This is a genomic window from Paenibacillus sp. LC231, from assembly GCF_001860525.1.
GTDB lineage: Bacteria > Bacillota > Bacilli > Paenibacillales > Paenibacillaceae > Paenibacillus_AQ.
The window spans coordinates 408,488-423,576 of record NZ_JFOM01000026.1 but is presented as its reverse complement, the minus strand read 5'-3'; the positions used below and the strand labels follow the sequence as shown (position 1 = coordinate 423,576).

The 15,089-nt window shown below is 49.1% G+C and carries 10 protein-coding genes and 2 pseudogenes; 8 read left to right on the top strand and 4 right to left on the bottom strand.

Going from position 1 to position 15,089, the window contains the following annotated elements:
- The first annotated feature begins 65 nt into the window (after positions 1-65).
- The gene (locus AK95_RS19020) at positions 66-737 is read left to right on the top strand and encodes a TerC family protein (protein WP_071221472.1); all 672 of its coding nucleotides are present in this window, start codon (positions 66-68) and stop codon (positions 735-737) included.
- 168 nt (positions 738-905) lie between these two features.
- Positions 906-2,252 (top strand): magnesium transporter, encoded by a 1,347-nt coding sequence (mgtE, locus tag AK95_RS19015; protein ID WP_071221614.1) that lies wholly within the window; start codon positions 906-908, stop codon positions 2,250-2,252.
- Positions 2,253-2,346: 94 nt separating this feature from the next.
- Here the strand turns inward: mgtE and AK95_RS19010 are convergent, their stop codons facing one another.
- From AK95_RS19010 to cls, 3 genes are all read right to left on the bottom strand, one after another.
- Positions 2,347-2,553: a DUF1657 domain-containing protein gene (locus AK95_RS19010; protein ID WP_071221470.1), complete on the bottom strand. Its 207-nt coding sequence runs from the start codon at positions 2,551-2,553 to the stop codon at positions 2,347-2,349.
- Positions 2,537-3,199 (bottom strand): class I SAM-dependent methyltransferase, encoded by a 663-nt coding sequence (locus AK95_RS19005; protein ID WP_083397666.1) that lies wholly within the window; start codon positions 3,197-3,199, stop codon positions 2,537-2,539. The genes AK95_RS19010 and AK95_RS19005 overlap by 17 nt, the downstream gene beginning before the upstream one ends.
- A 187-nt stretch (positions 3,200-3,386) precedes the next feature.
- Complete coding sequence (gene cls, locus AK95_RS19000; RefSeq protein WP_071221467.1) at positions 3,387-4,799, bottom strand: cardiolipin synthase; 1,413 nt, start codon at positions 4,797-4,799, stop codon at positions 3,387-3,389.
- Between the two features lie 111 nt (positions 4,800-4,910).
- On the opposite strand from cls, the gene AK95_RS18995 reads away from it, so the two are divergent.
- The 4 genes from AK95_RS18995 (at position 4,911) to AK95_RS34220 (ending at position 10,811) form a co-directional block, all read left to right on the top strand.
- The gene (locus AK95_RS18995; protein WP_071221465.1) at positions 4,911-8,354 is read left to right on the top strand and encodes a BadF/BadG/BcrA/BcrD ATPase family protein; all 3,444 of its coding nucleotides are present in this window, start codon (positions 4,911-4,913) and stop codon (positions 8,352-8,354) included.
- 42 nt (positions 8,355-8,396) lie between these two features.
- Positions 8,397-10,010, top strand: a complete 1,614-nt coding sequence (locus AK95_RS18990; protein ID WP_071221463.1) for a 2-hydroxyglutaryl-CoA dehydratase — start codon at positions 8,397-8,399, stop codon at positions 10,008-10,010.
- A gap of 355 nt (positions 10,011-10,365) precedes the next feature.
- Positions 10,366-10,497 (top strand): hypothetical protein, encoded by a 132-nt coding sequence (locus AK95_RS35160; protein ID WP_268801969.1) that lies wholly within the window; start codon positions 10,366-10,368, stop codon positions 10,495-10,497.
- Entirely contained in the window at positions 10,494-10,811 is a 318-nt protein-coding gene (locus AK95_RS34220) for a hypothetical protein (RefSeq protein ID WP_071221459.1), read from the top strand. Before AK95_RS35160 ends, AK95_RS34220 begins: the two co-directional genes overlap by 4 nt.
- 181 nt (positions 10,812-10,992) lie before the next feature.
- Here AK95_RS34220 and AK95_RS18975 read toward each other — a convergent pair.
- Positions 10,993-12,197 (bottom strand): annotated as a pseudogene (locus AK95_RS18975) (IS110 family RNA-guided transposase).
- A gap of 358 nt (positions 12,198-12,555) precedes the next feature.
- On the opposite strand from AK95_RS18975, the gene AK95_RS18970 reads away from it, so the two are divergent.
- Together AK95_RS18970 and AK95_RS18965 are read left to right on the top strand one after the other, a co-directional pair.
- Entirely contained in the window at positions 12,556-13,710 is a 1,155-nt protein-coding gene (locus tag AK95_RS18970) for a cation:proton antiporter (protein ID WP_071221458.1), read from the top strand.
- A 170-nt stretch (positions 13,711-13,880) separates the two neighbouring features.
- Positions 13,881-15,086, top strand: a pseudogene (locus AK95_RS18965) (2-hydroxyglutaryl-CoA dehydratase); the annotation flags it as partial.
- Positions 15,087-15,089 lie beyond the last annotated feature (3 nt).

The following is a 15,089-nucleotide window of genomic DNA, read 5'->3' as shown; positions in this document are numbered from 1 at the left end:
GGTAAACGTTAAGTAGCAGCCTAATTGTTGGTTGACAAGTATATCTTAAAGGGAGTTGGCGGAAAATGGATTTCTTTACTGCGGAATTTTGGACGGCATTATTAGCCATTGTCATTATCGATCTGGTTTTAGCTGGTGATAATGCGATTGTCATCGGCTTGTCTGCAAGGAACCTGCCTAAAGACCAACAGAAAAAAGTTGTTTTTTGGGGAACATTCGGGGCAATAGCGATTCGTTCGCTGCTAACTTTGATTGCCGTCTGGCTGCTAAAAATTCCTGGCCTCCTCCTGATCGGCGGAGTGCTTCTGATTTGGATAGCCTATAAACTTCTTGTGGAAGAGAAGAAACACGATGTAAAATCCGCTGGCAATTTGTTGTCGGCAATAAAAACAATTGTCATTGCAGATACGGTAATGGGAATGGATAATGTTCTTGCCGTAGCGGGGGCAGCGCACGGTAACTTTATTTTGGTTGTATTAGGGTTGCTGATTAGTGTTCCAATCATTGTTTGGGGAAGCACCCTCATTATAAAGTGGGTTGAACGTTTCCCGATTATTATTTACATCGGTTCGGCTGTATTGGCTTGGACTGCATCGAAGATGATTGTCGATGAGCCGATTATTAAGGAATTTTTTGCAGGAAATCCATGGATGCAGTGGGGACTGAGTGTCGTTATTGTCATTGGGGTTTTATTACTAGGGAGAAAGAAATTACAAAAACAAAAAAATGCAAACTGAAAAAGCCGCGCCGGCGGCGTACCCAAGCGCCCAAGGGCAAGAGGGAAATGGGTAGTAAGGGTGACTGTACCAACTTATCTTATTCAGGACGGGTTGCCCGCGTTCCCTCTCCAAATAGGGCCTTGAGGGGTGGAATGGAAATGGAGGTGCGAGGCCATATTGCATACGATGTCACAAGAACAAATTCTGCTTTCCGCCATCAGATGCGTAAAAGAACAAAAACGGGAGGAGCTTCAAAAGATTGTCGCAGAATTGCAGCCTTACGATATAGCGACATTGTATATCACCCTGCCCGACAAACATCGCCTTAAATTACTCGGGATGCTGCAGCCCAAACAAGTTGCCATTCTCCTTCAAGAACTTGATTCTCCGATGCAAATTGATATTTTGCACAAGCTTGGCGTCCAGCAATCATCCAATATCATGGATTTAATGGAGAATGACGATTTGGCGGATTTGCTGAACCAATTATCCGCCGGCAAGATTGAAGAGTTCTTGGCGGCCATGCGAACCGAAGAGTCGAACAGCGTGAAGGATCTCATGCGGTATCCCCCTGACACCGCGGGGGGGATCATGGCGAACCGGTATGTTTGGATCCGGCAAACCTATTCGGTCAGGGAAGCAGTGGACAAGCTGAAATTGTTTGCGGAAATCGCAGAAAATATTTACTACCTTTATGTGCTCGATGAAGATAAAAAGCTGGTGGGGGTTGTCTCTTATCGCGATTTGATATTGGCGGACGCAACCGATAAGATCGAAGACATTATGTTTACCCGCGTCATCTCCGTTCCGGTCGACATGGACCAGGAGAAAGTGGCCCAGGTTATCCAACAGTATGATTTTATTGCCGTCCCGGTTGTGGACGGACAGCATCGCCTGGTCGGGATCGTTACGGTTGACGATGTGTTGGATGTCATCATCGAAGAAGCCAATGAAGACATCGCCAAATTATCGGCCTCGGGAAAAACCATCGATTGGAATACAAGGCCGTTCACGGCTGCCTTCCGCCGGTTACCATGGCTTATTTTATTGTTAGGGCTCGGGGTCTTGACGGGCAGCATCCTCAGCGGCTTTGAGGACACGCTAACCCAAGTGGTGGCGCTGACTTATTTTATGCCGATGATCGCAGGAATGACGGGAAATACGGGGACACAGTCGCTTGTGGTCGTGGTTCGCGGGATGGCGTCCACCGGGAAAAACCTCAAAAGCGCCATTCGCCTCATCTTCCGTGAACTGGGAGTAGGCCTAATTATCGGTATCGTTTGCGGTGCATTAATCACCATAGTGGCTTCGATCTGGCAAGCAGATCCCATGCTTGGATTGGTGATCGGCAGCACTTTGTTTGCGACGCTGGTCATCGGCACCGTGGCCGGGACGGTCATTCCCTTGCTGCTCTATTATTTTAAGGTCGATCCGGCTGTCGCTTCCGGCCCGTTGATTACGACATTAAACGATATCTTTTCGCTAACGGTATATTTCAGCATTGCCTCCCTGTTTATTTCGCATTTGATGTAGGTGTAATGAACTTACTACTGATCAAAATCCCTTCGGCTGCATAAAAAAACAGCCATGAGTGATCGCATTCCATCATGGCTGTTCATCGTATGTTTTATAATCCTTTATATTGAGGCTCTTCGTTTTCTAATTGTTGGACGCGGCCTTCCACTTGTTGCACGATGGATTGGGTTTGCTGCGCGGCATTCGTGAAAAGGGTTTTGGCCTCTTGATTTTGGGTTGCTAGTGCAAATTGTTCGAGACTCGCTTGTGCGCTTTTCAGTGAAGCGACACATGTTTTAACATCAGACGCGACTGTCACAGAAATCACCTCCTTCCAGTGGAGGATTGAAGAACTCGGCCGAATAACTTATGGATTCGAGTTCGTCTTTCAGCGTGGCGGAAAAAAAGATTTCATTGTAAACGAAGCATTTGGTGAACTTCTTTAATATTTGACATTCAAACTGTCCGGCTTGAAATAAGCTCAAATAGCTGTCCTCGTTTCGTATATATTCACCGTCATCGTACCACTGCATAAACCGGTTATTCCACTTTGTACGATCGCATAGGCAGGGCTCCATCACAATAACTTTCCCGCCCGGTTTCAAGACCCTTTTGAATTCCAGCAAATAGTCTTTAATTTGGTCGTCCGCTATATGGTGAAGAACCGCAATGATGAAAATATAATCGAACGTTTCATCTTGCGCGGAAATCTGTTTACCGTCAAAAATCATAAAATTATGGTTAGGGTAAAGCCGTTTGGCAAGTGTAACCCGACTGACATCCGGTTCGATGCCAAGATAAAAGCCGGGTTTGCAAATAGAACAATTTGCCCCGGTGCCGGAACCAAAATCGAGAATCAGTTTATTATCCAAACAGACATGGCTATCGATGTGGTCATGGATATATTTTTTCGTAAACCATCGCGGTCGGACAAACCAATGGTACATTCGTGGGGACAGAGGCATGATCGTACAGTGTCACCGCCTTTTTTTAATGTAACGAACTCTAATTTAACTCGTTACTGGCATAATGATGCAAGGGAAAAATTGTTAATCCGTTCGAAGCTACTCGATCCCTCCCAATTTATCAAGCTTTAATCAAATTCTTTTGACAACCAAACCAAATGATATGTTGAACAATGTGCTGACTGCTCTAGAATAAAGGCGATAGTAACCGGGCAAAAACCTCTTTCATCTTTTGCATGGTGGACCTTTTTTCGAATTCCGACAGCAGCATTTCATTGCTTACACGAAGATCCCGATAAAAATCTTGCACCATGCGGTTAACGACCTTCCCGTCAAAAAAGACTGCATTGAGTTCAAATTGCCCGTAAAAGCTGCGCATATCCATATTTGCGCTGCCTGAGCACGCCAAGTCATCGGAAATAATCACATTGGCATGGATGAACCCTTTTTGATAGCAATAAAACCGGATGCCCGCCTGCAGCAATTCCTTGACATAAGACAAAGAAGCAAAATAAACAAGCTTTTTATCGGGAACGGACGGTATGATGATGCGAACATCGATTCCGCTGATAACGGCTGTTTTTAGAGCCAATAAGATACCGGGGTCGGGAACGAAATAAGGCGTCTCAATAAAGATCCGCTTCTTTGCCGATACGATGAAGGAGAAAATAAGCTCCAGGATCGTCTCGTCCGGACCGCTTTTTACGATTTGGACCCATTCTCTCCCTTGACTTTCCTGAACGGGGTAATAAGCGGAATCGGCTATGATTTGTTCTTTCACCAGGTACCAATCGGTCAAAAAAGTATATTGGATCCACAGCACCGCATCACCTTTAAGGCTGAAATGGGTATCCCGCCAGTAACCAAATTTCGGAGCTTTCCCCAAGTATTCATCCCCTATATTCAAACCTCCGAAAAAACCGATTTTTCCGTCGACAACCACGATTTTGCGGTGATTGCGGTAATTGAGCCGTTTGTCGAAGAAGGTGGTCAACAGAGGAGAAAAACACCCTGTTTCCACACCGGCATCCTGCAGCCGTTTCAAATAGGCTTTTCCCAATCGACGGCTGCCGATGCCGTCATATAAAAACCGTACCTTTATCCCTTCTTGTGCTTTCCGGATCAACAACCGCTCAAATCGGGTACCGAGACGATCGTCGCGGATAATGTAGAACTCGATATGGATATGGTGCTCGCCCCCGGCAATCGACTCCAACATCGCCTCAAAGGCCTGTTCCCCCTCAGTATAGACCGTCGTTTCATTGCAAGCGGTAATGGGGACGGACGGTATGTTTTTGAGCGATGCATGCATGTTGTTCTCTCGCCAAATCGCTGCCTCGTGCATATCTTTCGTTCGCTGTTTGCACCGGGCAATGAGGCCTGCCTTGAGTTGTTCCCAGTGCTTGTTCTTCTTTCGCCGAAGCGTACGGCAGCATGAATATTCTTTCGCTACATAATAATAGAAGAGGAAACCGAGCAGCGGAAAGATGAACAAGATGATCAGCCATGCAATTGCTTTGTTCGATCGGCGATATTCAATAATGATTACGGATGCAATTTGGATGATAAACAACAATAGAGCCAATATGATCCAAAGCAATGGTTCAGTCTCGCCTCCTCCCAAGATGCCCGATCGAGCTTCTTTTGTATAGAGTGACCAATTTATACACAGAATACTTATTATGATTTTATGTATAAAGGAGCAGGATGGATGGGAAACAAAACACAACGATCAGACACGTTAATCATCGGCATTGACGTCGGTTCGACCACCGTTAAAGCAACCGTTGTAGATCCGGCAACCAATGAAATATTGTGGTCGGATTATCAGCGTCACCACACCAAACAGGCGGAAAATGTGCTGGAATTTCTGGTTACGATCGGAAACGAATTTCCGGACGTCAAGCAGGAAAACATTCGCGTGTTTACGACGGGCTCCGGTAGTGGACCGATCGCCCCGCATATCGGAGCGAAGTTCGTTCAAGAAGTGAATGCCGTTACGATGGCTGTCGAGCATCTTCATCCCGACGTGGGGAGCGTCATTGAACTCGGCGGACAGGATGCCAAGATCATCATTTTCAAGGTGAATGAGGAAACGGGAAACAAACAGGCAATAACCTCCATGAACGATAAGTGCGCTTCCGGCACCGGCGCCACGATCGACAAGTGCATGATTAAAGTGGGAATGCCCATGGAAGAAGTGGGCAAGCTGATCTTCGACGATTCGAAATTGCACCATGTGGCCGCCAAATGCGGCGTGTTTGCCGAAACGGATATCGTCAATCTAGTGAAAAGCGGGATCCCTTCCGCCGAAATCATGTGTTCCTTGGCCGACGCGATCGTTATGCAGAACCTTTCCGTGCTCACTCGCGGAAACACGCTGCGGCATCGCGTGTTGCTGCTTGGAGGACCCAACACTTACCTGCCGTTTATGCAGGAATGTTGGCGGTTGCGCATTCCTCAAACGTGGCGGGACAGGGGATACGAATATCCCCAAGACACGCCGATCGAGGAATTGATTTTCGTGCCCGACAATTCCCAGTACTATGCCGCCTTCGGAGCCGTCATGTACGGCATGCATGAACCGGCCGGCGTGGGCAATTACAAGGGCTTGGAAGATTTGAAACAATTTATCGCGCATGGCCGGAAAGCGAAACTGGGTGAAAACGCCGGCCCGCCGCTGGTAAAAGACGAAGCAGAACTGGAACAGTTCCGCCGGATGTACAGTATTCCCCGCTTTACGCCGGCTGCATTTGCACCCGGGCAAAAGGTGAGGGCGACGATCGGCCTGGACGGCGGCTCCACATCGTCCAAAGCCGTTGTTGTCGATGAAAGCGGTGAAATTCTGCTAAAGGAATACCAGCTTTCCAAAGGCAATCCGCTCGAGGATACGAGAGAAATGCTGAAACGGATTCGCGACAAGGTGAGGGAGCAGGGAGCCGAATTAGAGATCATCGGTTTCGGCGCCACCGGTTATGCGGCGGATGTTCTGGAAAAAACGCTGAAAGCCGACGTCAACATTGTCGAGACGGTTGCCCATATGATGAGCGCCGTAAACGAATTCGGCGATATCGATGTCATTTGTGATATCGGCGGTCAGGACATTAAAGTGCTCTTTCTGAAAAACGGAGATTTCCGGGATTTCAGGCTGTCCAATCAATGCTCTGCCGGGAACGGGATGCTGCTGCAGGCCATGGCGGATCAGTTCGGCATTCCGATTCAGGAATACGCGGATACCGCGTTCGCGGCGGATCTCTCTCCGAAATATTCATACGGTTGCGCCGTATTTCTCGATGCGGATCGGGTTAATTTTCAGAAGGAGGGGTATTCCAAACAGGAACTGCTGGCCGGGCTCGCCCTCGTCCTGCCGAAAAACGTATGGCAGTATGTCGTGCAGATTCCGCGCATGGCGGAACTGGGCCGCAAATTCGTCCTGCAGGGAGGGACGCAATACAACTTGGCCGCCGTCAAGGCACAAGTGGATTATATTAAACAGCGGGTTCCCGATGCGGAAGTATACGTTCATCCTCACCCGGGGGAAGCCGGAGCGATCGGGGCGGCGAGGGAAACGCTGCGTGTCGTGAAACGGCGGGGATATTCCACGTTTTTGGGATTGGAAGCGGCGATTATGCTTAGCTATGTGTCGCGAAACGACGAATCCACCCGATGCAACTTCTGTCCCAACAATTGCAGCCGGACCTTTATCGATTCCGAGACGCCGGACGGACAAACCGCCCGTTACATCTCCGGCTTCAGCTGCGAGAAGGGGACCGTCGAAGACCAGGATGCCGTCGTCAAACTGACCAGGCAGCGGCAGGACCTGAAAAAACATTACCCGAATCTGGTGGAATATGAAGCTCGCCGTATGTACCAGCATTTTTACGAGCCGGAGCTGCTGCCCGAATCCGATCGTCAGGTCCAAGACGTTCGGCTGCAGCGAAGCTGGATCGGAATGCGAAAAACGTCGTACCTGCGGGATATTGCACGTTCCTCCGCTGAAGCGGCAGAGCTCAGAAGCCGCATTCGTATCGGCATTCCGAAGGTGCTTAACATTTGGTCGACGGCGCCATTTTGGCGGACCTACTTCGAAACGCTTGGCATCGACCAGAAGAACATCGTGTTCAGCGACAACACGAGCGAGGAAATGTGGCAGCAAGGCGGCAAATACGGATCGATCGATCCTTGTTATCCGTCGAAGGTCGCTCAGGCGCATGTTCACAATTTGTTGTTTAAACATCATGAGAAAAAACCGCTCGATTACATTTTCTTTCCGTGTATCACGCACATTCCGACCCATCTCCATAACGTGATGGATTCGGCAAGCTGTCCCATCGTTGCCGGCGCACCGAATGTGATCAAGGCGGCCTTCACGAAAGAAGTCAACTTCTTTGAAACCAAAGGGGTTGTCTATCTCGATCCGGCGGTGACCTTTACGGAACCAAACCTGCTCAAGAAGCAGTTGTTTGAGGCTTTCAGGGAGAATCTATCGATCACGGAGGACGAGAGCGATTATGCCGCCGATCAGGCTTGGAAGGCGATGGACCTGTTCGATACGGAGATGCAAGAGAAAGGCCGTGCGATTCTGGAGCAGGTGGAACAAGACAACCGTCTCGCCATTCTGTTGATCGGCCGCCCCTATCACTCCGATCCGGGCATGAATCACGGCATATTGGAGGAATTTCAGGTACTGGGTTATCCTGTCTTGTCCATGCGCTCCATCCCCAAGGACGAAGCATGGCTTCACCGCTTTTTCAAGGCCGACCTGCAGAACGGGCGGGTGGAATATGCGCTCGAAGTGACCGACGTGTGGCCCGAAAACTTCAGTTCCAATAGCGTGCAGAAGGTATGGGCTGCCAAATTCGCCGCGCGGCACCCGAATGTGGCCGTCCTGGACTTGTCCAGCTTCAAGTGCGGGCATGACGCCCCCACCTACGGGTTGATCGACTCGATCATCTCCACCGCGGGTACTCCGTATTCGGCTTTGCACGATATCGATGCGAACAAACCGAGCGGCTCGATTAAAATCCGCGTCAAGACGTATGCCCACAGCCTGGGACTTCATGAAGAACGCTTGCAGGATTTGGCCAGGAGAAAGGCGGAATTGCAGCAGCTTATCGAGCGGAAGCGTTCCGAGCTGTTGAAAAAAACCATCTGACAACAACCCCGCAAAACCTATCGAACAAGGAGTGAACAAGTTATGGCAATGGAGAAGAAAACGATTGAGGACGAGCTCCGATTGTTTCAGGAAGAACAGGAAAAGGCGCTCGGTCTGGCAGCAAAGCATCAGTGGTTTGATCCCGTTCCCCGCCGTTTTTTGGCCAAAGACAAAGCGACCACAACCATTCTGTTCGGCGGGCTGACGATGGCTCATGATTATTTGGTGGCAGGCGCTTTGGCGGGACTGGGCTACCGGGTGAAGCATATGGACTGCCCGGATAGTGATTCGCTTCGATTCGGCAAGGAGTTCGGGAACCGCGGACAATGTAATCCGACTTATTTTACGGTTGGAAATTTGATCAAGTACCTGCACCATCTCCGCGACGTGGAAGGGAAATCCAAGGAAGAGATCATCGGCAATTACCTGTTCGTGACCAGCGGATCATGTGGCCCCTGCCGTTTCGGCACGTATGTCACGGAGTACCGGAAAGCTTTGCGCGATGCGGGGTTTGACGGTTTCCGCGTCCTCTTGTTTCAACAGACGGACGGTTTGAAACAAGCCACCGGCGGCGAATCGGCGCTTAAATTGGATACTTCGTTTTTTGTCAGCTTCCTGAAGGCCGTCCTGCTTGGGGACATCCTGAACGCCCTCGGTTACCGCATCCGTCCCTATGAAGTGGAGCCGGGTTCAACCGACGCCGCCTTGGCGCGTTGCAAGCAATATTTGCATGATGCCTTAAGCCGGAGAAAAAACTTGATTCCGGCGCTCATCCGATGCCGCAAGGATCTGCAAGCCGTTGGGGTGGACCGGACGAGGGTGCGGCCGAAGGTAAGCATTATCGGCGAGTTTTGGGCCATGACGACGGAAGGGGACGGTAACTATCAATTGCAGCGGTTTCTGGAAAATGAAGGGGCCGAGGTTGAAGTCCAATCGGTTACCGCGTGGATCCTGTTCCTTATCTGGGCAGGACGCTATGATACCCGAAAACGGATGAGCTTGCGGGAGGCGGATTCCGGACGTCACGGATTAAAAGGGAAAAATCCAGCTTTAACGCTGCGCATGTTAACTCTTGCCGATTGGGGGATTCGGGCGATTTTCCAGACGTATGCCAGAATGATCGGCCTGCGCGGATATCATTTGCCCGATATGGAGGAAATCGCCAAGGTTGCGCATGAACATTACAACAATCAGCTGCGCGGCGGAGAAGGACATATGGAAGTGGGCAAGTTGATTCTTAACGTGGTCAAACGGAAAGTCAACATGACCATTTCCGTCAAGCCTTTCGGATGCATGCCGTCTTCCGGCGTGTCGGACGGCGTTCAATCCCTGATCACGGAGAGATACCCCGACGCGATCTTCCTCCCGATCGAAACGACCGGCGACGGAGCGATCAACGTTTACAGCAGGGTGCAGATGATGCTGTTCAAGGCCAAACAGGCGGCAAAGAAAGAACTCGATGAAGCGCTAACGAAGAAAGGTTTTACGGAGGAGACGCTGCCGAAAGGATCAAAGTTTACCAATCCGCTGCGGGCAACTCGTCACTTCGTGGCTTGTACGGCTGCAAACGCAGTATACGACATGCCTATGGGATTGTTCAACCGTTTTTCCCTCCGAACCAAGAAGAGGGAACCGGGGAATGTAAAGCATAGTTGATCATTTGGGAGGAAATAGGGAAGAGTCATGTATAGGGCATTCGATGCGGGCTCTTCCCTCCAATTCAAAGCTTTTAAAAGGGGTATTTCTATAATTGCAAGAGGGAAAATGGCCATTATTCTAGCGTTAAGTCTATGTTTACTTGTTACCTGCTGCAGGGCTGAAACCGGCGAACGGACCAATCAACTGAACGCCAAGTCAAATATCAAGGTAAATCAAACCGCCAAACCTGTGTGGATATGATCCAGGCATATCCGCATGGATTGCTGTCTGGCTACCTAGATGGGATTTTACATAATTACGGGAAGAATGGATATTTTAATTGCTGTAAATTTTCATTAGAGGAGAACGTAACATGAAACAATTGATTCCCCCAATGGAAGCTCAGAAACCGAAGCAACCGATGAAATGCCAACACTGCATATGGGGGCGCTGGGACGGTCTCAAACAATTTTGCTCTAAAATTAACTGCATTAAAGAGCAATGAATGAGCATGTGCCTTACATGCTGGTCCCTGCGGCTCCCAGGGCTCCGCATATGATGTCCGCCATCGTATCGGTCAGGCTGTCATTCTGCGAGAAGAACCCGAACAACCGATCGATGGTGAACTCGTATATTTCCCAACAGCCTGCCATAGCGACGGAAAAGAACAAAGCGAACCAGATCGCAATAGGCTCCCGCCATCCCAATGTGGCGGTGCTGGACTTGTCCAGCTTCAAGTGCGGGCATGACGCGCCAACCTACGGGCTGATCGACTCGATCATCAGCAGCGTCTGGAGCAGAAACGCGCCGAACTGCTGAATGCGCAGCAAAACGAGCAAGCAGGGGTTATTTAACCCATAGGCTTGATTTTTTATTAAACCAGCTAATATCTTGTCAAGATTTTTTGATAGAATCTTGGTAAGAAGGTGCTATACTTGTTTTTAAGCATGCCAAATAACCCTCCATTGAGGCGATGGAAGGTTCTTCATGTATTGGTCCCCTAGGCCATATCTAGGAAGGTTTCTTTGCTTCTAAGCAGGGCAAATATCCAATGAAGCATCTTATTCACGCACGCGATCATTGCGACTTTGTGAGGCTTTCCTTCAGCAATTTTCTTATCATAAAAAGCCTTCATTTTCTTGCTCCCGGAACGTCGTAAGCTACAGAGTACGGCCAAGAACAAGGAGTGGCGGAGCCTGCTGGATCCTCGTTTCGTGATCCGGTTAATAGTAGCCGTAAACTTCCCTGAGATATGGACACTCGGGTCCACGCCGGCGAAGGCAACCAGCTTTTTTGGGTGATTAAACCGGTCGATCTCGCCGATTTCGGAAATAATCGTTGCCGCGATTTTTTCTCCGATACCGGGGATCGACTGGATAATCTGATATTCTTCAATTTCACTAGCGAGGGCATCGATTTGCTTTTCCAGGGCAGCTAGATGTTCTCGGTAATGAAGTAACATGCTGACGTACATTTCCAGGCTGATCAGATGGCTTTGGAACGGCGCCTTACGGAAGGGATTCCGCTCGGCTGCAGCCAGTAAGGTTTCGGCTTATTCACTGCCCAAAGTTCTGACCGTCGCATACATAAAGACGCGATCCTCTCCGATATTTTCGCCTTACCGGCTCTCAGCACAGCATCGGAAGTCGGAAACTCCAACAAGATCTTTAACGACACCGCAGAGTGAAGATCCCCAAAAACACCCTTGTATTCAGGAAACACCTGATCCAACACGGCTTGAAACTGCAGCTTAATTTGAATGTATAGACCCGTAACCGCGTCGTGCTGTCTCGTTAAGTTCCGGAGGTTCAGCAACTGAACCCCTCGAGTCTTGTGATGCTGAAAGTCCTCTTTATAGAACAGTTCGCAGAGGGCATAGGCATCAATCGCGTCGGTCTTGACCTTACGCAGGCTCGAGGACTTCTTCGCCTGATATGACAGGATTGGGTTAACCACAATAAACAGGAAGTTATGGTCCTCCAGGAACCGGGTGACAGGGAGATGGTAGTGCCCCGTAGACTCCAAGATCACCATCGGCTGCTGGTTGCTTTCCTCCTCGACGAGCTTTAAGAACGAGAGGAAAGCCCCCAATCCTTCTTGAGTGTGATGAACAGTGAAGCTTTTGCCATAAGGCCGGCCTTTGTCTAAGAAGGCCTGGCCCTGACTTTCTCCTTTTGCAATATCCAGGCCAATAACAGGGTTCATTTTGATCGTATCACCTTCGCTTTAATGTATTTGCCGGTAGCCCCTAATCCTTCTTGCAGTGTCATAGCTTCGCTTGTTATTCGAGATCGATGTCTCAACCAGCCTCAAACATGTTTCTACAAGTAGGGGGTGAACAGTTTAGCACACGGGGTCAAGGCCCCACGGGCAGAGACGTTCTACCCCGGCTACCCGTAATAAACTCCTTAATGAAAAAGAGTTCAACCAGTAAAAACTGGCTGAGCTCATAATACGAAACGGGCAGGATAGCACAATGGTTTCGCGAATACTTAAAATATGGAAAGTTCGCGAAGTTCGTAAATTAGACGTTGAACTAAACCGCTAGCGCGGGTCGGAGGGTATGATGTTCTTCCTAACAATTCTTATTATTCTACTTGCAACAAAACTTGCGGGCGATCTCTCCGTCCGCTTTGGGCAACCAGCTGTTGTTGGAAAATTGATCATCGGTGTCATAATCGGACCTGCAATATTCGGCTGGGTAGAAGACTCGGAGATTATTGACGAATTGAGTGAAATTGGAGTTCTTCTTCTGATGTTTATCGCTGGCCTGGAAACGAATATTGATGAGTTAAAGCGTTCATTCAAATCTTCAACAGCTGTTGCCTTAGGGGGACTTATCCTTCCCTTCTTGGGGGGGTACTGGCTTGGTGCGGCGGTCGGGATGGAGACCTCGCATGCCATCTTTCTAGGCGTGCTGCTGTCTGCAACATCGGTGAGTATTTCGGTTCAATCCTTAAAGGAACTAAACATGATGAAGAGTCGAGAGTCCACCACAATATTAGGTGCAGCCATACTCGATGACATAATTGTAGTAATCCTACTTGCCTTTGTCATGAGTATCTTTGGCGGAGTGGAAGTCAATTTAGCTCTTGTAATCAGCAAAAAATTCATCTTCTTCGTCGTTGCGGGTTTCATGATCTGGAAAGGCGCAAAATGGATAATGAAATGGCTAGCTTCACTTCGTGTTTCTGAGTCTGTTATCGGTGCAGCGTTAATCGTCTGTTTCCTCTTGGCATTTATAGCGGAAGAGTTCGGTGTTGCAGGTATTATCGGTGCTTTTGTAGCCGGATTAGCTGTTTCACAAACAACCTATAAAGAAGAAGTGGAACATAAGCTAGAGCCAATCGCATATGCCATATTCGTACCCATTTTTTTTGTGAGTGTGGGTTTCTCCGTGTCCTTCCAGGGGTTTGGGGAACAATTGGGGTTAATCTTAATATTAACTATCGTAGCTATCTTAACGAAGTTAATAGGAGGAGGCATTGGTGCAAGGCTCACAGGGTTTTCTAACCGCTCCGCACTTGGGATCGGTTCAGGGATGGTATCCCGAGGAGAAGTAGCTTTAATAATTGCGACTATCGGTCTTGAAAGCGGACTTTTGGTGCAGAAATACTTTACTGTACTGGTCATTGTCGTCATTCTGACAACGCTTGTGACGCCGTTCTTGCTTAAGTTAATTTTAAGTGAGAAAAATAAAGTTCCAGAAAACGGCTGAGGATTGAACTGTAAACAGTGTTTGGGACTTATTTCGGACGGTTTAGTGTCTATTTTCTAGGGCTATGACAGCTCCATTTTGTAATTTAATCTAAACGGATACAATATTAAGAGCCGCCGTTAACGGCGACGATAGTTCAGAATTAACCGCCTAATGATGATATGGCAGTTTCCTGCGGTCCGTGCCGTTCGGCACCTATGTCACGGAATACCGGAAAGCTCTGCGCGATGCGAAATTTGACGGCTTTCGCGTTCTCCTGTTCCAGCAGACGGACGGCTTGAAACAGGCGACCGGCGGGGAGAAGCCCTGAAATTGGATACGTCGTTCTTCATCAGCTTTCTTAAAGCCGTTCTTTTAGGTGACATCTTGAACGCGTTGGCTTATCGCATCCGTCCCTATGAAGTGGAAGCCGGTTCAACGGATGCCGCTCTGGAACGCTGCAAGCAGTATTTGCATAACGCCTTGATTGGGGAAAGTTCCTCATGCCCGTGCTGCGGAAATGCCGCAAAGAGCTGCTTGCCGTCAAGGTGGACCGTACCCGCGTGAAGCCCAAGGTAAGCGTCATCGGCGAGTTTTGGGCGATGACGACCGAAGGGGACGGCAACTATCAGCTGCAGCGTTTTTTGGAAAACGAAGGTGCGGAAGTGGAAGTGCAGTCGGTTACGGCTTGGATTCTTTACCTCATTTGGGCGGGGCGGTACGATACCATGAAGCGAATGAACCTTCGCCAAGCCGATTCCGGCAAAAACGGCTTGCAGGGAAAAAATCCGCAAATTCGCCTGCGCATGCTAGGGATCGCCGACCGCGTCCTTCGCGTCATGTTCCAAGCGTACGCCAATATCATCGGCCTGCGTCATTATCACCTGCCCGACATGGAAGGAATCGCGCGGGTAGCTAAAGAACATTATGACAACCAACTCCGCGGCGGAGAGGGCCATATGGAAGTAGGGAAACTTATCCTGAACGTGAGAAAGCGGAAAGTCAACATGACCATCTCCGTCAAGCCGTTCGGATGTATGCCTTCTTCCGGCGTATCGGACGGGGTGCAATCGTTGATTACCGAGAAATACCCCGACGCGATCTTTCTCCCCATCGAAACGACCGGCGACGGGGCGATCAACGTATATAGCAGGGTGCAGATCATGCTGTTTAAAGCGAAGCAGGCCGCGCAAAAAGAGTTTGAAGAGGCTTTGATCAATAAAGGTATTACGGCCGAGGATCTTCAGAAAATAAGAAGCTGTTCGAAGTTCACCCAGCCGTTGCGGACGAGCCGGCACTTTGTCGCTTGCACGGCTGCAAATTTAGTATATGACGCACGCGGCTTTCTGAACAGATTTTTTGTTCGGAGGAACAAAGAGGTGTTTCAAGGAGTATAAGCA

Bases quoted from the DNA above. Each gene is read 5' to 3' on its own strand.
- AK95_RS19020 (WP_071221472.1), top strand. From the start codon at position 66: ATGGATTTCTTTACTGCGGAATTTTGGACGGCATTATTAGCCATTGTC.
- mgtE (WP_071221614.1), top strand. From the start codon at position 906: ATGTCACAAGAACAAATTCTGCTTTCCGCCATCAGATGCGTAAAAGAA.
- AK95_RS19005 (WP_083397666.1), bottom strand. From the start codon at position 3,199: ATGCCTCTGTCCCCACGAATGTACCATTGGTTTGTCCGACCGCGATGG.
- AK95_RS18995 (WP_071221465.1), top strand. From the start codon at position 4,911: ATGGGAAACAAAACACAACGATCAGACACGTTAATCATCGGCATTGAC.
- AK95_RS18990 (WP_071221463.1), top strand. From the start codon at position 8,397: ATGGCAATGGAGAAGAAAACGATTGAGGACGAGCTCCGATTGTTTCAG.
- AK95_RS35160 (WP_268801969.1), top strand. From the start codon at position 10,366: ATGAAACAATTGATTCCCCCAATGGAAGCTCAGAAACCGAAGCAACCG.
- AK95_RS34220 (WP_071221459.1), top strand. From the start codon at position 10,494: ATGAATGAGCATGTGCCTTACATGCTGGTCCCTGCGGCTCCCAGGGCT.
- AK95_RS18970 (WP_071221458.1), top strand. From the start codon at position 12,556: ATGATGTTCTTCCTAACAATTCTTATTATTCTACTTGCAACAAAACTT.